The 17,291-nt window shown below is 64.4% G+C and carries 18 protein-coding genes and 1 pseudogene; 9 read left to right on the forward strand and 10 right to left on the reverse strand.

The genetic code is table 11. The annotated features are described in order from the left end of the window. From pseF to VL129_RS05915, 8 genes are all read right to left on the reverse strand, one after another. Entirely contained in the window at positions 1–693 is a 693-nt protein-coding gene (pseF, locus tag VL129_RS05880; protein WP_325411045.1) for a pseudaminic acid cytidylyltransferase, read from the reverse strand. After that, the gene (gene pseC / locus VL129_RS05885; protein WP_325411047.1) at positions 690–1,850 is read right to left on the reverse strand and encodes a UDP-4-amino-4,6-dideoxy-N-acetyl-beta-L-altrosamine transaminase; all 1,161 of its coding nucleotides are present in this window, start codon (positions 1,848–1,850) and stop codon (positions 690–692) included. Before pseC ends, pseF begins: the two co-directional genes overlap by 4 nt. A gap of 4 nt (positions 1,851–1,854) precedes the next feature. Continuing rightward, the gene (gene pseB / locus VL129_RS05890; RefSeq protein WP_325411049.1) at positions 1,855–2,853 is read right to left on the reverse strand and encodes a UDP-N-acetylglucosamine 4,6-dehydratase (inverting); all 999 of its coding nucleotides are present in this window, start codon (positions 2,851–2,853) and stop codon (positions 1,855–1,857) included. A 24-nt stretch (positions 2,854–2,877) separates the two neighbouring features. Next, entirely contained in the window at positions 2,878–4,131 is a 1,254-nt protein-coding gene (locus tag VL129_RS05895) for a lipopolysaccharide biosynthesis protein (protein WP_325411051.1), read from the reverse strand. 36 nt (positions 4,132–4,167) lie between these two features. Next, positions 4,168–5,334, reverse strand: a complete 1,167-nt coding sequence (locus tag VL129_RS05900; protein WP_325411053.1) for a nucleotide sugar dehydrogenase — start codon at positions 5,332–5,334, stop codon at positions 4,168–4,170. 331 nt (positions 5,335–5,665) lie between these two features. Then, positions 5,666–6,184 carry a transcription/translation regulatory transformer protein RfaH gene (gene rfaH / locus VL129_RS05905; RefSeq protein WP_325411055.1) on the reverse strand — a complete coding sequence of 173 codons (519 nt, stop codon included), beginning with the start codon at positions 6,182–6,184 and terminating at the stop codon, positions 5,666–5,668. A 90-nt stretch (positions 6,185–6,274) separates the two neighbouring features. Then, entirely contained in the window at positions 6,275–7,723 is a 1,449-nt protein-coding gene (locus tag VL129_RS05910; RefSeq protein ID WP_325411056.1) for an MBL fold metallo-hydrolase, read from the reverse strand. A 233-nt stretch (positions 7,724–7,956) separates the two neighbouring features. After that, complete coding sequence (locus tag VL129_RS05915) at positions 7,957–8,889, reverse strand: lipid A biosynthesis lauroyl acyltransferase (RefSeq protein WP_325411058.1); 933 nt, start codon at positions 8,887–8,889, stop codon at positions 7,957–7,959. A gap of 371 nt (positions 8,890–9,260) precedes the next feature. On the opposite strand from VL129_RS05915, the gene minC reads away from it, so the two are divergent. The 5 genes and pseudogenes from minC to VL129_RS05940 all read left to right on the forward strand — a co-directional run bounded on the left by minC (position 9,261) and on the right by VL129_RS05940 (position 12,733). Beyond that, the gene (gene minC / locus VL129_RS05920; RefSeq protein WP_414705146.1) at positions 9,261–9,968 is read left to right on the forward strand and encodes a septum site-determining protein MinC; all 708 of its coding nucleotides are present in this window, start codon (positions 9,261–9,263) and stop codon (positions 9,966–9,968) included. A gap of 83 nt (positions 9,969–10,051) precedes the next feature. Further along, positions 10,052–10,864 carry a septum site-determining protein MinD gene (minD, locus tag VL129_RS05925; RefSeq protein WP_325411060.1) on the forward strand — a complete coding sequence of 271 codons (813 nt, stop codon included), beginning with the start codon at positions 10,052–10,054 and terminating at the stop codon, positions 10,862–10,864. Further along, a complete protein-coding gene (minE, locus tag VL129_RS05930) occupies positions 10,865–11,119 on the forward strand; it encodes a cell division topological specificity factor MinE (RefSeq protein WP_325411062.1) in 255 nt (84 codons plus the stop codon). Between the two features lie 276 nt (positions 11,120–11,395). Further along, complete coding sequence (locus VL129_RS05935) at positions 11,396–12,031, forward strand: RluA family pseudouridine synthase (RefSeq protein ID WP_325411064.1); 636 nt, start codon at positions 11,396–11,398, stop codon at positions 12,029–12,031. Between the two features lie 259 nt (positions 12,032–12,290). Further along, positions 12,291–12,733, forward strand: a pseudogene (locus VL129_RS05940) (REP-associated tyrosine transposase). 170 nt (positions 12,734–12,903) lie between these two features. Here the strand turns inward: VL129_RS05940 and VL129_RS05945 are convergent. Together VL129_RS05945 and VL129_RS05950 are read right to left on the reverse strand one after the other, a co-directional pair. Further along, a complete protein-coding gene (locus tag VL129_RS05945; protein ID WP_325411066.1) occupies positions 12,904–13,026 on the reverse strand; it encodes a hypothetical protein in 123 nt (40 codons plus the stop codon). Further along, positions 13,023–14,231 (reverse strand): MFS transporter, encoded by a 1,209-nt coding sequence (locus VL129_RS05950; RefSeq protein ID WP_325411068.1) that lies wholly within the window; start codon positions 14,229–14,231, stop codon positions 13,023–13,025. Before VL129_RS05950 ends, VL129_RS05945 begins: the two co-directional genes overlap by 4 nt. A 254-nt stretch (positions 14,232–14,485) precedes the next feature. Here VL129_RS05950 and VL129_RS05955 point away from each other — a divergent pair, with 254 nt between their 5' ends. The 4 genes from VL129_RS05955 to VL129_RS05970 all read left to right on the forward strand — a co-directional run bounded on the left by VL129_RS05955 (position 14,486) and on the right by VL129_RS05970 (position 17,279). Then, a complete protein-coding gene (locus tag VL129_RS05955; protein ID WP_325411070.1) occupies positions 14,486–14,803 on the forward strand; it encodes a PepSY domain-containing protein in 318 nt (105 codons plus the stop codon). A gap of 171 nt (positions 14,804–14,974) precedes the next feature. After that, positions 14,975–15,292, forward strand: coding sequence for a PepSY domain-containing protein (locus VL129_RS05960; RefSeq protein ID WP_325411072.1), 318 nt, complete (start codon positions 14,975–14,977; stop codon positions 15,290–15,292). Further along, positions 15,292–15,957, forward strand: a complete 666-nt coding sequence (locus VL129_RS05965; RefSeq protein ID WP_325411074.1) for a response regulator transcription factor — start codon at positions 15,292–15,294, stop codon at positions 15,955–15,957. The genes VL129_RS05960 and VL129_RS05965 overlap by 1 nt, the downstream gene beginning before the upstream one ends. Next, the gene (locus VL129_RS05970) at positions 15,954–17,279 is read left to right on the forward strand and encodes an ATP-binding protein (RefSeq protein ID WP_325411076.1); all 1,326 of its coding nucleotides are present in this window, start codon (positions 15,954–15,956) and stop codon (positions 17,277–17,279) included. Before VL129_RS05965 ends, VL129_RS05970 begins: the two co-directional genes overlap by 4 nt. Positions 17,280–17,291 lie beyond the last annotated feature (12 nt).

A 17,291-nucleotide genomic window follows, 5' to 3' on the forward strand; every position in this document is an offset into this window, starting at 1 on the left:
TTAGCCCTGCGCCTGCATGGCTTTGAACAACCATTCGGCTCGCACCCAGTCTTCCGGCGTGTCGATGTCCTGGACCCGATGGCGCGGCAGCATCACCGGCAGCGACGCTGGACTGAAGATCATCTTGCCCTGCAGCCAGGCATCGGCACGGCCCCAATAGAACTGGCCGGCATCGTGATAAGCCTCTTCAAGATCTTGCGAGCGGGTGCTGAAATGTTCGGGGTTGAACATTTCCACTCTGCCCTCAGGCGTGAGGCGAATGGCACGCTGGATGGGGAAGGCATAGCTGGTGACCGAGAACGCGTAATCGCCCCCGCTACCCTGCAGGATCTCCAGCCCGCGTTGCAGATCTTCGGCGCGAATGAAGGGCGCAGTGGCATACAGGCAGCAGGCCTGTTCCACGACACGACCTTCGCTATTGATCATCTCGATGGCATGCCGGATCACCGGAATGGTTCCAGTATGGTCATCGGACAGCTCGAGCGGCCGCATGAACGGAACCTCGGCGCCGTACTGGCGAGCCACCTCGGCAATCTCCTCATCGTCCGTCGAGACGATGACACGGTCGAAGCAGCCGCTATCCAGGGCTGCTTCGATGGACCAGGCGATCATCGGCTTGCCGCAGAACGGTTTGATGTTCTTGCGGGGTATCCGCTTGCTGCCGCCCCGGGCCGGGATGATCGCCAGTTTCATGCTGCTACTGCCTTGCGCACGGCTGCCACGACTGCATCCTGCTGCGCCTCGGTCATGGTCTGGAACATCGGCAGACTGATGGCTTCGGTGTAGTAGCGTTCGGCTTCGGGGTAGTCACCCTGACGGAAGCCCATGCGCTGGTAATACGGCTGGGTGTGCACCGGGATGTAGTGCAGGTTCACGCCGATACCCTGCTCGCGCAGGGCTTCGAACACCTGGCGATGGGTTCTGGTGATCTTGTCCAGTTGCAGGCGAATGACATACAGGTGCAGACCGGAGTAGCTGTCCGGATGCTGCCAGGGGGTGGTGACCGGCAGATCGGCGAGCAGGTCGTCATAGCGGCTGGCCAACTGGTGACGACGCGCCACGAACGCGTCCAGGCGCTCCATCTGGCTGTTGCCGAGGGCGGCCTGCAGTTCGGTCATCCGGTAGTTGAAGCCCAGATCGATCTGCTGGTAGTACCAGGGGCCATCGGCCTCGTGGGTCATCTGCGCCGGGTCACGGGTAATGCCGTGACTGCGCAGCAGCGCCATCTTGTTCGCCAACTCGGCATCGTTGGTCAGCGCCATACCGCCTTCGGCGGTGGTGATGATCTTGACGGGGTGGAAACTGAAGACGGTGATGTCGCTGTAGCGGCAGTTGCCGATGAACTCGCCTCGGTACTTGCCGCCGATGGCATGGGAGGCGTCTTCAATGATCCTGAAGTCGTAGCGTTGTGCCAGAGCATGGATGGCCTGCATATCGCACGGCTGGCCACACAAGTGCACCGCCACTACCACCTTGGGCAGTTTGCCCTCCCGCTCGGCCTGCTCCAGCTTGCGTGCCAAAGCTTGCGGGCAGAGGTTATAGGTGCGCGGGTCGATATCAACGAAATCGACTGCGGCGCCACAATACAGCCCGCAGTTGGCCGAGGCCACGAAGGTGATCGGCGTGGTCCACAGACGGTCGCCGGGGCCAAGCCCCAGCGCCAGGCAGGCAATGTGCAGCGCCGAGGTGGCGCTGTTCACTGCCAGCGCATGGCTGGCGCCCACATGTTGGGCCACGCACTGTTCGAAGCGCGGCACCTGCGGACCCTGGGTGAGGAAATCGGATTTCAGTACATCCAGCACCGCATCGATATCGGCCTGGCTGATGTCCTGGCGACCGTAGGGGATCATGACTTCAGATGCTCCCGATCTTTTCGCGGTTGGCGTCGATCCAGGCTTGCAGCTGGGCGTCGCTCATCCATTCGGTGTTGTTGTCGCTGGCGTAGACGAAACCTTCCGGAACCTTGGTGCCGTCCTTGATGCGCTTCTCGCAGACGCCCCAGTTGTGGATGGTGGGCAGGATCTTGAAGTGTTCCGGGTACTCGTAGGTGTAGTAGGAGTCCTCGGCGCTGATCATCTGCTCGTGCAGTTTCTCGCCGGGGCGAATGCCGACGATCTCCTGGCGGGCATCCGGAGCCACCACGCGGGCGAGGTCGGTCACCTTCATGGAGGGGATCTTCTTGACGTAGATCTCGCCACCCACCATGTCCTGGAAGGCGTGCCAGACCAGTTCCACGCCCTCTTCCAGGGAGATCATGAAACGGGTCATGCGCTCGTCGGTGATGGGCAGCACGCCCTTGTCCTTGATGGACATGAAGAACGGGATGACCGAACCACGCGAGCCCATCACGTTGCCGTAGCGCACCACCGAGAAGCGGGTGCCGTGTTCGCCGGAATAGGAATTGCCGGCCACGAACAGCTTGTCGGAGGTCAGCTTGGTGGCGCCGTACAGGTTGATCGGGCTGCTGGCCTTGTCGGTGGACAGGGCGACGACGCCTTTCACCTTCTTGTCGATGCAGGCATCGATCAGGTTCATGGCGCCCATCACGTTGGTCTTGACGCACTCGAAGGGGTTGTATTCAGCGGTCGGCACAATCTTGGTGGCGGCGGCATGGACGACATAGTCGACGCCATCCAGGGCGCGGTACAGGCGATCTTTGTCACGCACGTCGCCAATGAAGAAGCGCACGCGCTTGTCGCCCTGGAACTTCTTGGCCATGTCCCACTGCTTCATCTCGTCACGCGAGAAGATGATGATCTTCTTCGGGTTGTACTTGGCCAGGGTCATCGGCACGAAGGTATTGCCGAAGGAGCCAGTGCCGCCGGTGACGAGGATGGTTGAATTTTCGAACATGCGAGAAATACCTTTTTCTGAAGATCAACGTTCAAGCTGAGGTGAGTAGTACTGCGCGGGGGTCAGCCTGAAGAAGGCGTACGACTTCCAGAGCGCGATGGAAACAAATGCCAGGCAAAGGCCGAGCGGAACGGCAAGCTGCGGCCAGGTCTGCGAAAACAGCCAGGTGGCTGCAACGAAGACGACCAGGCTGGCGATATGACTTTGAATGATCGGCCGATCGCGATTCTGAGCGTACAGGCCATAGTGGGGAACCATGCCCAGCGCATACAGGAAGGTCCCCAGAAGAACCCAGGGAAACATCGCCTTCTGCTCGAGATAGAGCGGCTTGCCCAGCCAGTGCAACAGGGGGTCGATCAGCAGCAGGGCCATGCCCGCAAAGACACAGGACAGCACCAGCGTATGCACCAGCAAACGCTTCAACTCCTGTCGGAACTCAGCGGAACTGGCCTGCTGGAACGCAGTGATCAGTTTCGGATAGCTGAAGGCGAAAACGCCTGCATCCAGAAAGGACAGCATGGCGTTGGCAATTCCCATGAACAGCACATAGGCGCCCAGCACTTCAAGCCCGGCCAGCGCGTCCAGCCAGTACCGGTCCAGCGTGTACAAGGCGCGTACCGCCAGGGTAGCCACCAGCAACGGGGCGGCTACCTTTATGCCCTGGCGAATCCAGCGCCAATCTACCTTGCTTCGCCAGCCGGAAAGGCCCAGGCGACTCAGCCGCCACACCGCCAGCAATACCGCCAGCAGCCCGCCGAGCGTCCAGGCAGCCAGTATCGTTTGCAGAGTCCGCAATTCGGGCTGGATGAACATCAGCAGCACCACCGCGACCGCCCAGGCTCCTGAGCGCAGGAACAGCACCACGCTGGCCATCAGTTGATCCGATATCGCGATCAGCAACCGCATGAGTTCCTGGTTGAGGTGCTCCAGCACCAGCAGCACGAAGAACCAGAAGGCCAGATACCAGGGCAGCGTTCCCGCCACGAAAATCAGCAACAGCAGCGGAATGAACAGGGCGTAAAGCACCAGGGTGAGGGCCCCCTGGCTTTTCAGCAGCCCGCCCCACTCGTTGCGCTCGCGCTTGAGGATTTCCCGGGTCGAGTAGGTGTAGAAATCCAACCCCAGCAGGTACAGCGCGTAACCGATCGTCGCGACGAGCAAGCCATACAGTCCCAGCTCCGCCGGCTCGAGGAATCTCGCCAGGAAGAAGATCAGCAGGAACTTGCTGCCCAGGGTCATGCCCCGCAGCGCAATGTTGAGCAGGCGATGCGGGATCATGCGTCGGTCAGTTGGTGTTTGGCCTTGGATATCATCCTAATCCCTGCCGAACAGGTCGCGGGTGTAGATCTTTTCCGGCACATCCTGCAAGGCGTCGGCCTGGCGGTTGGCGATGATGACGTCGCTGATGCGCTTGAACTCATCCAGGTCGCGGATGACTCGCGAGTTGTAGAAGCTGTCGTCTTCCAACACGGGCTCGTAGATCACCACTTCCACGCCCTTGGCCTTGATGCGCTTCATCACGCCCTGAATGGCCGAGGCGCGGAAGTTGTCGGAGCCGGACTTCATCACCAGGCGGTAGATGCCCACCACCTTCGGGTTGCGCTTGAGGATAGACTCGGCGATGAAGTCCTTGCGTGTGGTGTTGGCGTCGACGATGGCGCGGATCAGGGTGCTGGGCACATCGGCGTAATTGGCCAGCAGTTGCTTGGTGTCCTTGGGCAGGCAGTAGCCGCCGTAACCGAAGCTGGGGTTGTTGTAGTGCGTGCCGATGCGCGGGTCGAGGCCGACGCCCTCGATGATCTGCCGGGTGTCCAGGCCATGGGTTTCGGCGTAGGTGTCCAGCTCGTTGAAATAGGCCACGCGCATGGCCAGATAGGTGTTGGCGAACAGCTTGATGGCTTCGGCTTCGGTGCTGTCGGTATACAGGGTGGGGATGTCTTGCTTGACGGCACCCTGCTGTAGCAGGCGGGCGAAGGTCTCGGCCCGCTCGGAGCGCTCGCCGACGATGATGCGCGAAGGGTGGAGGTTGTCGTACAGCGCGCGGCCTTCACGCAGGAATTCCGGCGAGAAAAGGATGTTTTGGGTGTGGTATTTCTCGCGCACGCTCTGGGTATAGCCGACCGGCACGGTGGATTTGATCACCATGACCGCGCTCGGATTGATCGCCAGCACGTCCTCGATCACCGACTCGACGCTGCGGGTGTTGAAGAAGTTGGTCTGCGGGTCGTAGTCGGTCGGCGTGGCGATGATGACGAACTGCGCGTCGCGGTAGGCCTCGTGCTTGTCGAGGGTGGCGCGCAGATCCAGGTTCTTTTCAGCGAGGTAGCGCTCGATCTCGCTGTCTTCGATGGGCGACATGCGGTCGTTGATCAGGTCGACCTTGGCCTGAACGACATCCAGGGCGATGACCTTGTTGTGCTGCGCCAGGAGAACGGCATTGGAAAGACCGACGTAGCCGGTTCCGGCGATGGTGATGTTCATCTAAACGCTCTAGGGGTTTCATCCCACTGGGGATGTGTTGCCTTTGATCGCGGCTGAAGCCGCTCCTACAGTTCGTTGTCAGGCGTGCCAAGACACGCTACCGCCCCAGGATTTACCGTCGGTTTCCTGAGAACGAAAGATATGCGCGGCGCTACAGGCAAGAGCTGTGCCGCCGGATATTTGGCCTGGAGGCCGGTGCGTCTGCAGGTACGGATTCCTCCGCGGTCTTGGCGGCTTGAGCCGTTCCCCACTTACGCTGGCCGGCGTAAAGCCGGCCCTACAAACATCATGCGTCGCGGCTGAAGCCGCTCCTACGAGGTACGTTTCTTCTTTAGCCCTTGCGCACGCTGGCCAGGGGCAGGGTCAGTTTCTGTTCACGATTGAGCAGATTCATCAGCAGCACCACGCGTTCTTCACCGTCCATGCTGAGGAAAATGGCGTCCAGTTCGGCAAAGGTGCCTTCCACGATGCGCACCGGGTCGCCGGGCTGCAGCAGGGGCTGCGGCTCGTGCTGGGCGCGTTGCTGAAGGGAGTCGATAAGCTGGTCGGAGACCTGCAACGGGTAGCCACCAAAGCTCACCAGGCGACTGACGCCGCGGGTGGAGCGCAGCGGCGCCCAGTTGGCGTCGGGCTGCAGCTGGATGAAGAGGTAACCGGGAAACAGGGACTCCACCACTGTTTGCCGCCGGCCACGCAGCAGCCGCTCGCGGGGCAAGCGCGGGCGATAGCAGCAATAGCCCTGCCTGGCGAGGTGCTCTTCGGCGCGCTCGTCCTGGCGGGGCTTGCAGTGAACGAGGTACCAGGCTGTTGCAGCGGCCGTGTCGATACCTGCGTGCTGAAGCGAGTTCATGTCCATAACACCTGTTGCCCCCATCCAGAGGGCCTTACTTGCCATGCGGAGGCATCGCATGCCGGCCGGGATTCTACCGAAAAAGAACGCCTACTCCATCACTATTTCCAGGTCGACTTGTCGCGCCTTATAGCGCTGGCGCAGCACGTCAGCCAGTTGCCGCCGAGCCTCGCGCTCGCCGTGCACGAGGCGAATATGAGAGGGCCAACGCCGCATGCGGGTCACGAAATTGACCAGCCCCTGCTGATCGGCATGCGCCGAGTAGCCGCCCAGGGTGTCGATGCCGGCGCGGATGTCGACGCGCTCGCCGTCCAGGTCCACGTAGCCGCCGCGCGGTCCGTGGCTCTGGATGGCGTTGCCGGGCGTGCCGCGCGCCTGGTAGCCGACGAACAGCACGTTGTGTCGTGCGTCGCCGAGCATGGCCTTGAGGTAATTGACGATGCGCCCGCCCGAGCACATGCCGTTGCCGGCGATGACGATGGCCGGGCGGGCCGTGCGGGTCAGGTGCTGGACCATGCGTTCATGTTCGTTGTGGCTATCCACGGTGATCAGTTGCTCGAACGCCAGCGGTCGGCGGCCTGTCCGGACCCGGCGCAAGGCTTCCTGATCCCAGAACGGCTGCAGCTCGCGATAGGCAATGGTGAAGCGGCTGGCCAGTGGCGAGTCGAGAATAATCGGCAACTGCGGCCAATCGATTGGAGTACCGGGCGGGGCAGCCGGTTCCCGACGCGTGGTTTGCCGGGCCTTGCGATGGATGATGTCTTCCAGCTCGTAGAGCAGTTCCTGGGTGCGGCCGATGCTGAAGGCGGGAATCAGCACGCTGCCGCCATCGGCCAGGGCGCGCTCGATCACCGCCTCCAGACGCTGGCGGCGACTCCGGCGATCCTCGTGGAGGCGGTCGCCGTAGGTGCTTTCGATCACCAGGGTGTCGGCGCGATAGGGCGACTTGGGTGCCGGCAGCAGTGGCGCGTGGGGCGCGCCCAGGTCGCCGGAGAACAGCACCCGCTCGCGGTGCTGGCGCTGCGGGTAATGCAGGTCGATCTCAACGTAGGCCGAACCGAGGATGTGGCCGGCGCGCTGCAGGCGGATGCGGGCGTTCAGTTGCGGCTGGTCCGCCAGGGTGAACCAGGTGTTGTAGGGCAAGGCGATCAGGCGCTGTTCGATGAGCTTCAGGTAGCGCTCGACCTGTTTCTGGTCGCGGCTGACGCCGAGCCGGAAGGCGTCTTCCAGCACGATGGGCAGCAGCTTGGCGGACGGCTCGCTGCACAGGATCGGCCCCTTGAAGCCGGCCGCCAGCAGCCAGGGAATGCGCCCGACGTGGTCGATGTGCACATGGGTGGCAACCAGGGCGCGGATGCCGTCGAGGGGGAAGTCGATGGCGAGGTTGTCGGCACCGGCCCTGCCTTCGGCGGAGGTTTCCGCGCCCTGGAACAGGCCGCAGTCGATCAGCAGACCGTGCTGGTCATCCATGTTGAGCTGGTGACAGGAGCCGGTGACGCCGTCCCGGGCGCCATGATGGAGAATCTGCGGGTACTGCATGGCGCGCTAGTCCTTTAACAGCCATCGAGGGGCCGGCATGGTAATGCCGGCGCGTCAAAATCCCAACATCAAGGGGGAGCGAGAGCGACAGGGATCACGTTGGGCGGTCAGTGCGATTCTGGCCACCGAACGCGCCTTGCGGCGCGATGGTGGACAAGAACGACGTTGTCCACCCTACGGTTCCTGTTCCGGCCGCCGATGGGCACCGCTCGGCTCCATGGTGGGTCGGTGCGTTATTTGCTGGGCTGGTAGAGCCTGGGCTCGCCTTCCGGGCGGGTCTTGTAGCGACGGTGGCACCAGAGGTACTGCTCGGGGTGCTCGGTGAGCTTTTCCTCGATCCACCGGTTGATGCGCAGGCAGTCGGCTTCCTCGCTTTCACCGGGGAAGTCCGCCAGCGGTGGATGGATCACCAGCCGGTAGCCCGAGCCATCGGCCAGGCGTTCCTGGGTGAAGGGGATCACGCGCGCGCGGCCCAGGCGGGCGAACTTGGTGGTGGCGGTCACTGTGGCGGCGGGCACGCCGAACAGCGGCACGAAGATGCTCTGCCGGCGGCCGTAGTCCTGATCCGGCGCGTACCAGATGGCCCGGCCGGCGCGCAGCACCTTGAGCATGGTGCGCACGTCCTCACGCTCCACGGCGGTGGCGTCCAGGTTGTGGCGCTCCCGGCCGCGGCGCTGAACGAAATCGAACACCGCGTTGTCGTGCTGGCGATACATGCCGTCGATGGTGTGCAGCTGGCCGAGCAACGAAGCGCCGATTTCCAGGGTGGTGAAGTGCAGCGCCATGAGGATCACGCCCTGCCCTTCGGCCTGCGCCTGCCGCAGGTGCTCCAGACCTTCGACATGCGCCAGCTTCGCCAGACGCGGCTTGGCCCACCACCAGCTCATGGCCATCTCGAAGAAGGCGATGCCCATGGAGGCGAAGTTCTCCTTGAGCAGGTGCGTGAGCTCGGCCTCGCTCAACTGCGGGAAGGCCAGCTCCAGGTTGCGGCGAGCGATGGCGCGACGCTCGGCCCCGAACCGGTACAGCAGCAGCCCTACCGCTCGCCCCAGACGCAGCAGCAGCGGATAGGGCAATTGCACGATCAGCCACAGCAAGCCAAGGCCGAACCACAACAACCAGAAGCGCGGATGCAGGTAATAGGAGCGAAAGGGTGAACGTTCCATGCCGGGACTCGTTTGCGTAAAAGTGCGGCATGTTACCGGTAATTGAGGATTTTTGGAGTCTGCGCGGCGACTTTAGCTGCGGGCTTTGGGGCGGCCGGCCAGGCGCGGCCGGCCAGGCTGGGCTTGCACGAAAAGCGTCCCGGCTAAAGCCCCTCCTACAAAAGCCGGCGCGGCGCGGACTGTAGGAGCGACTTCAGTCGCGAGTTTTGAAGATTCCCATCGCGGCTGAAGCCGCTCCTACGAAAGGCCGATGCGCTGCGAACTTCCACAGAAAAACGACGCCAGAAACCCGGCTGTCCAAAATGCGTATTCTCCCTTGGAAAACCCTTCTATTTCCCGCTATAAGTCCCGTCATTTACCGAAGCGGGCAGATGATGAGCCAGGAACAGGACGCGGTATTCCAACTCAAGGGCAGCATGCTGGCCATTACCCTGTTGGAGTTGGCCCGTTACGACCTCGCCAGGCTCGAACGTCAATTGGCGGACAAGGTGGCCCAGGCGCCGAAGTTCTTCGACAATACGCCGCTGATTCTCGCGCTGGACAAGTTGCAGGACGCGTCCATTCCCGTCGATCTACAGAAACTCATCGACGTTTGCCGGCAACATGGCCTGCAGACATTGGCGGTGCGCACGGATCGCCCGGACGACGTTTCCCTGGCCAGCGAGCTCGAGGTGCCGGTGATTCCTTCCGGTAGCGCCAGCGGCCGCGCCCTGGAACCGAGTGATGACGCTGGCCAGGGCGAGGTAGCCCGGCCGAGCAAGGTCATCCACCGCCCGATCCGTGGCGGCCAACAGGTCTATGCCCAGGGCTGCGATCTGATCGTAATCGGACCGGTGAGTCCCGGGGCGGAACTTCTCTCGGACGGCAATATCCATGTTTACGGCCCCCTTCGTGGCCGCGCGCTGGCCGGCATCAAGGGCGATGGCAAGGCGCGGATATTCTGCAAGGAGTTGAAAGCCGAGCTGGTTTCCATCGCCGGGCGTTACAAGGTTGCCGAAGATTTGCGCCGCAGTCCCTTCTGGGATCAGGGTGTGCATATCAGTCTCACGGGGGATTTATTGAATATCCACCGGTTATGAAAGACGCAGTTAGGAAGATCCGGAAAGGAAGCCACCTTTCGGCTCTCGAAGTTCCCGTTTTACTCATTCAGGGGTGATTTACCTTGGCCAAGATCCTCGTAATTACTTCCGGCAAGGGAGGCGTAGGTAAAACCACTACCAGCGCCGCACTGGGCACCGGACTCGCCCTGCGAGGGCACAAAACCGTCATCGTCGACTTCGACATTGGCCTGCGTAATCTGGACCTCGTCATGGGCTGCGAGCGCCGGGTGGTGTACGACTTCGTCAACGTCATCAACGGCGACGCCACGCTGCACCAGGCGCTGATCAAGGACAAGCGCCTGGAGAATCTCTACGTGCTGGCCGCCAGCCAGACCCGCGACAAGGACGCGCTGACCCAGGACGGTGTCGGCCGGGTGCTGGACGAACTGTCCCAGAACTTCGAGTACGTCATCTGCGACTCCCCCGCCGGCATTGAGCGTGGCGCCCACCTGGCCATGTACTACGCCGACGAGGCCATCGTGGTGACCAACCCGGAAGTGTCCTCGGTGCCCGACTCCGACCTCATGCTGGGCCTGCTTTCCAGCAAGTCGCGGCGCGCCGAGCGCGGCGAGGAGCCGATCAAGGAACACCTGCTGCTGACCCGCTACGACCCGACCCGCGTCGACAAGGGCGAGATGCTCGGCGTCGATGACGTCGAGGAAATCCTCGCCATCCGCCTGCTGGGCGTGATTCCCGAATCCCAGTCGGTGCTCAAGGCCTCCAACCAGGGCGTGCCGGTCATCCTCGACGAGCACAGCGACGCCGGCCAGGCCTACAGCGACGCGGTCGACCGCCTGATGGGCAAGGAAGTCCCGCACCGCTTCATCGACGCGCAGAAGAAGGGATTCCTGCAACGTCTGTTCGGAGGCCGCTAAATGAGCTTTTTCGACCTGCTGCGCGAGCGCGAGAGAAAACAAACCGCCTCCATCGCCAAGGAGCGCCTGCAGATCATCGTGGCCCACGAGCGCGGCCAGCGGGTGCAACCCGACTATCTGCCGGCCCTGCACAAGGAACTGATCGCCGTCGTGCGCAAGTACGTGAACATCAGTGACGACAAGGTGCAGGTCACTCTGGAGGACCACGACAACTGCTCGATCCTGGAAGTGAACATTCCGCTGCCGGATCGCTGAGATCGGCGTCCCCCCTCTCCCTAACCCTCTCCCGCGAGGGGAGAGGGAACTATATGTGCACACTCCTCCCCTCTCCCTTGATGGGAGAGGGGCCGGGGGAGAGGGTGGAGGCTCGTAGGGTGGATCACGCTTCACCGATCCACCAACGCGCCGGGTGCGGCCGGCCAGGCGCCTAATCGGCGCTGCCCCTTTATCGCCGCTGAAGCCGCTCCTACAATCCCGCACGCACCCTGCGCGGACACGTCCGCCCTCGCCTTGTTTTACGGATTTGTCCCCATGCCCCTGTCGAACATCGAGATCCTCCACCAGGACGACGCCCTGCTGGTGATCAACAAGCCTACCCTGCTGCTGTCAGTACCCGGCCGCGCCGAGGACAACCGCGACTGCCTGGTGACCCGCCTGCAGGAAAACGGCTACCCCGAGGCGCGCATCGTGCACCGCCTGGACTGGGAAACCTCCGGGGTGATCGTGCTGGCCCGCGATGCCGACAGCCACCGCGAGCTGTCCCGCCAGTTCCATGATCGGGAAACCGAGAAGGCCTATACCGCCCTGTGCTGGGGCGAACCGGAGCTGGACAGCGGGCGGATCGAACTGCCGCTGCGCTACGACCCGCCGACCAAGCCGCGCCATGTGGTGGACCATGAACTGGGCCGGCATGCGCTGACCTTCTGGCGCGTACTGGAGCGCTGCGGGCACTACAGCCGCGTGGAGCTCACACCGATCACCGGCCGCTCGCACCAGTTGCGCGTGCACATGCTGAGCATCGGCCACCCGCTGCTCGGCGACCGCCTGTATGCCCACGACGAAGCCCTGGCCGCCCACGACCGCCTGTGCCTGCACGCCAGCCTGCTGGTGCTCACCCACCCGGTGACCGGCGAGCGGATGCGCTTCGAAAGCCACGCCCCGTTCTGACAGCCCAACACCAAACCTGTGGGAGCGAACTTGTTCGCGAGCTTCTGGGTGACGCCTGCAGCCTAGCCGGCCGCACCTAGCCGGCCGCCGAAAAGCTCGCGGACAAGTCCGCTCCCACGAAAGGCGGGCGCGGCGCGATACCTGGGGGAGCGAATTCATTCGCGAGTTTTTTGGCCGAGCCTGCATGAAAGCTCGTGGACCAATCCGCTCACCTGTCTTTGCGGCAGGCTAGTCTCCTTGCCTCACGAATCCAGAGGCAATGGACATGCCCAACTCACACCGCTTGCGCCTGGGGCGACACTCCGAACCAGGGCGCATTTATCTGCTGACCGCATGTACCCATGACCGCCGCCCATTCTTCGCCGAGGCGAAGGCTGGCCGCCAGCTTGTCAGGGAATTGCGCGCCGCTCAGGAGCAGGGTTGGGTAGATTCCCTGGCCTGGGTGGTCATGCCGGATCATTTTCATTGGCTGATCCAGCTCCACAAACAAGACTTTCCTTGCTGATGAAGCGGATCAAGGCCAACAGTAGCCGCCGGTTGCGAATGCCGGGCCGGATCTGGCAACCAGGCTTCCATGACCGGGCCTTGCGCAAGGAAGATGACCTGCTCGCTGTGGCCCGTTACATCGTCGCCAACCCCTTGCGGGCAGGATTGGTGACCCGCCTTGGGGACTACCCGCTGTGGGATGCGGTCTGGCTGTAGAAAAAGAGGCCGAAAAGCTCGCGGACAAGTCCGCTCCCACAAAAGCGGGCGCGGCACGGGGCCTGTGGGAGCGAATTCATTCGCGAGCTCTTGGCTGGGCCCACAGCCCAGCCGGTCGCACCTAGCCGGCCGCCGAAAGCTCGCGGACAAGTCCGCTCCCACAAAAGCGGCTAGCAGCTCATCCCCGTCTGCAGCAGCGCCAGGCCGCCGCGGGTCCAGCCCCACCAGGCCAGGGCCAGCAGCAAACCGAGGCCGATCAGCAGTGCGGTTTTCAGCCAGGCGCCACGGTTCATGCGCTCGCCCCTCCGGTCTGCAGGCGGGCCACCGGGACTTCGCGCACCGGCCAGTTGAGCAGGGCCGCCATCAGGCTAAGCAGGATGGAGATCTCCCAGACCAGCGAATAGCTGCCGGTCAGGTCATACAGGTAGCCACCCAGCCAGCCGCCCATGAACGAGCCCAGTTGGTGGAACAGGAACGCGATGCCGCCCAGCATCGACAGGTTGCGCACACCGAACAGGGTGGCCACCGTGCCGTTGGTCAGCGGCACGGTGGACAGCCACAGCAGCCCCATGGCCATGCCGAACAGGTAGGCGGACATCTCGCTCAGCGGCAGGTAGAAGAACGCGGTGATCACCACGCCGCGCAGCAGGTACAGGGCCACCAGCAGCTTCGGCTTGGACATGCGTCCGCCCAGCCAGCCGGCGCCGTAGGTGCCGGCGATGTTGAACAGGCCGACCAGCGCCAGCACCGTGGTGCCCACATGTACACCGAGGCCCTGGTCCACCAGGTACGCCGGCAGGTGTACGCCGACGAACACCACCTGGAAGCCGCAGACGAAGAAGCCCACCGACAGCAGCCAGAAGCCCGGATGGCGGGCCGCCTCGCTAAGCGCCTCGCCCAGCGTCTGCTGGTGTGCCTGGCGCGGCGCCGGCGCTTCGCGCAGGGCGGCGCCCATCGGCACGATCAGCGCCACCAGCGCGCCCAGCGCCAGCAGGGCCGCCGACCAGCCCAGCCACTCCATCAGCCCCAGGGTGCCGGGCAGCATGATGAACTGGCCGAAGGAGCCGGCCGCGGCGGCGATGCCCATCGCCATACTGCGCTTTTCCGGGGTGGCGGCGCGGCCGACGGCGGCCAGCAGCACCGAGAAGGAAGTGCCGGACAGCCCCAGGCCGATCAGCACGCCGGCGCTCAGCGACAGTCCCAGCGGGGTTTCCGCCATGCCCATCAGCACCAGGCCGACCACATAGAACAGCCCGCCCACCAGCACCACGCGCCCGGCGCCGAAGCGGTCGGCCAGCGCGCCGGTGAACGGCTGCGCCAGGCCCCAGATCAGGTTCTGCAGGGCAATGGCGAAGGCGAACACCTCGCGCCCCCAGCCGAACTCGGCGCTCATCGGCGCCAGGAACAGGCCGAAGCCGTGTCGCACGCCGAGCGACAGGGTCAGCACCACCGAACTCAGCACCAGGATCCACAGTCCCGCCCGGGTAAAACCGTTCATCACCACCCCTGTCTATCTCAAGGCATGCCCATGTGCGCGGGCGAGTGGGGCTGTATAGCCCCGCGCCCACGGGTGCGTCAATTGGTCCCGTGGCTCGCCTGGGTGTGGGGCCGGGGTTATCCCGGCCAACGCAGCCAGCCCTGACCTCCACCGGCCGGCATCAAGCCCGCCCCACCAGGTGCTGCCTTTCAGCTTCGGTTAAGCCACCTTGCCTACCCTGTGTTCGTCAAAGCAATTCACTGGAGACCATCCCCATGCGCAAGACCCTCACCCTGCTGTTCGCCGCCTCCAGCTTCGCCCTCGGCGCCAACCTGGCGCTGGCCGCCGACCGCGACATCGGCCCGGACGAAGCCCTCAAGCTGCGCGATGCCGGCACCATCCAGTCGTTCGAGAAGCTCAACGAGGCCGCCCTCGCCCAGCATCCCGGCGCCCAGGTGGAAGAAACCGAACTCGAAGAGGAGAATGGCCGCTACCTCTACAAGCTGGAACTGCGCGATGCCCAGGACCAGCAGTGGGAGCTGAAACTGGACGCCGCCACCGGCGAAGTCCTCAAGAACCGCAAGGACGACTGACGCGCTCCGCACGGACCTGTAGGGTGGACAACGCCGTCCTTGTCCACCATCGCGCCGCGCCTCGCGGCGCGATGGTGGATCGATGAAGCGCGATCCACCCTACAGGCTTGGACGGCTGCCGAAAAAGCTCGCGGACGAGTCCGCTCCCACAACAGGCCCTGACCGCTCCTGATGAGTAAACCACCCATGCCGCGCACCCTGCCCCTGCTGCTCGCTGCCCTGCTCGCTGCCAGCCCAGCGCTGGCCGGCCGCGATCTGGACCAGGACGAAGCCCTGCGCTTGCGTCAGGCAGGCGTGATCCAGCCTCTGGACGCGCTGCTGCGCCCGCTGCTGGAGCGCTACCCCGGTGCACGCTTGCTGGAGGCCGAACTGGAGGAAGAGCATGGCCGTTACATCTACGAGCTGGAGCTGCTGACCCATCAGGGCGAGGTGCGCGACATCGAACTCGACGCCAGTAGCGGCGCCGTGCTCGAGGACAAGGAGGACTGATGCGCCTGCTGCTGGTGGAAGACCATGTGCCGCTGGCCGACCAGTTGCTGGCCGATCTGCAGCGCCACGGCTACGCCGTCGACTGGCTGGCGGATGGCCGCGACGCCGAGCACCAGGGCGCCAGCGAGCCCTATGACCTGATCGTGCTGGACCTGGGCCTGCCCGGCAAACCCGGTCTGGAGGTGCTGCGCACCTGGCGCGCCCGGGGCCTGGCCACGCCGGTGCTGATCCTCACTGCCCGCGACAGCTGGGCCGAGCGTATCGATGGTCTGAAGGCCGGCGCCGACGATTACCTGACCAAACCCTTCCATCCGGAGGAACTGCTGCTGCGCATCCAGGCGCTGCTGCGCCGCGCCCACGGCCTGGCCAACCAGCCGCTGCTGGCGACCGGCGGGCTGGAGCTGGACGAGGCGCGCCAGGAGTGCCGGCGCGACGGACAGGCCATCGCGCTGACCGCCGGCGAATTCCGCCTGCTGCGCTACTTCATGCTGCATCCCGGTCAGCTGCTGTCCAAGTCCCAGCTGGCCGAACACCTGTATGACGGCGAAACCGAGCGCGACTCCAACGTCATCGAGGTGCTGGTCAACCGTCTGCGCGGCAAGCTGGGCCGCGAGATCATCGAAACCCGCCGCGGCCAGGGCTACCGCTTCGGAACGCGTGAATGAACTCCCTGCAGCGCCGTCTCGGCCTGGGCCTGATCGCCGCCTTGCTGGTGGTCGGGCTGATTCTGCTGCAGGCCAGTCTGTGGCTGTTCGAAGCGGGGCTGCGCCGCAGCCTGGAAACCGACCTGCGCGAGGAGACCGAAGGCCTGCTGGTGGCGCTGGTCCCCGGAGCCGACGGCCTGCAGCTGGATGCCCAGCGTCTCGGCCCGCGCTACCAGCGGGCATTCTCCGGTCATTACTTCCGCATCGACAGTGCCAATCGCGACTGGCGTTCCCGCTCGCTATGGGACAGCGACCTCGACTGGCCCGCACAAGACGGTCTGCACTCAGAACTGGTCGACGGGCCGCAGGGACAGCGCCTCTTGGTCTACCGCGCCGAGTACCGGCGCAGCGGCCAGACCCTGCACATCAGCGTGGCCCAGGACTACACCCCGATCCTCGACAGTTTCCGCCAGGTGCGCCTCGGCGGACTGGCGCTGCTCGGCCTCGCGCTGCTGGCCTTCGGGCTGCTGCAGCGCCTGGCGATTCGCACCGCCCTGCGCCCGCTGGAAAGCGCCCGCGTGCAGATCGCCGAGCTGCAACAGGGCCGCCGCGCCCAGCTCGACACCCACGTGCCGCAGGAACTGCAGCCGCTGGTCACGCAGATCAATCATCTGCTGACGCAGACCGACGAGACCCTGAAACGCTCGCGGCATGCCCTCGGCAACCTCGGACATGCCCTGAAGACGCCGCTGGCGGTGCTCACCGGCCTGCTGGACAGCGAAGCCCTGACCGGCCAGCCGGCGCTGCGCCAGCAGCTGGAGGAGCAACTGGGCCAGATTCGCCAACGGGTCTCCCGCGAACTGAGCCGCGCCCGGCTGGCCGGCGAGGGTCAGCCGGGCGGCGGCTTCGATTGCGCCGAGGAACTGCCGGCGCTGTTCGCCACCCTGGCGGCCATCCACCGCCGCGACCTGGCGCTGGACTGGCAGGCACCGCCGGGCTGCCGCCTGCCCTGGGAACGCGAGGATGTGCTGGAGCTGCTCGGCAACCTGCTGGACAACGCCTGCAAGTGGGCGCGCAGCCAGGTGCGCCTGAGTATCGAAACGTCGCCTGACGGCTATTGGCTGCGGGTCGACGACGACGGCCCGGGCATTCCCGTCGAACGTCGCGCCGCCGTGTGCCAGCGTGGCACCCGTCTGGACGAAGGCTTCGAGGGTCATGGCCTGGGGCTGGGTATCGTCGCCGACATCGTCAGCGCCTGGCGCGGTGAATGGCAGTTGCAGGACAGCCCGCTGGGCGGGCTGCGGGTGGAGATTCACCTGCCCGCCGTATCACCAGGACGGTAGGAGCGGTCCGCT

The organism is Pseudomonas sp., from assembly GCF_035497915.1.
In the GTDB taxonomy this organism is placed as follows: domain Bacteria; phylum Pseudomonadota; class Gammaproteobacteria; order Pseudomonadales; family Pseudomonadaceae; genus Serpens.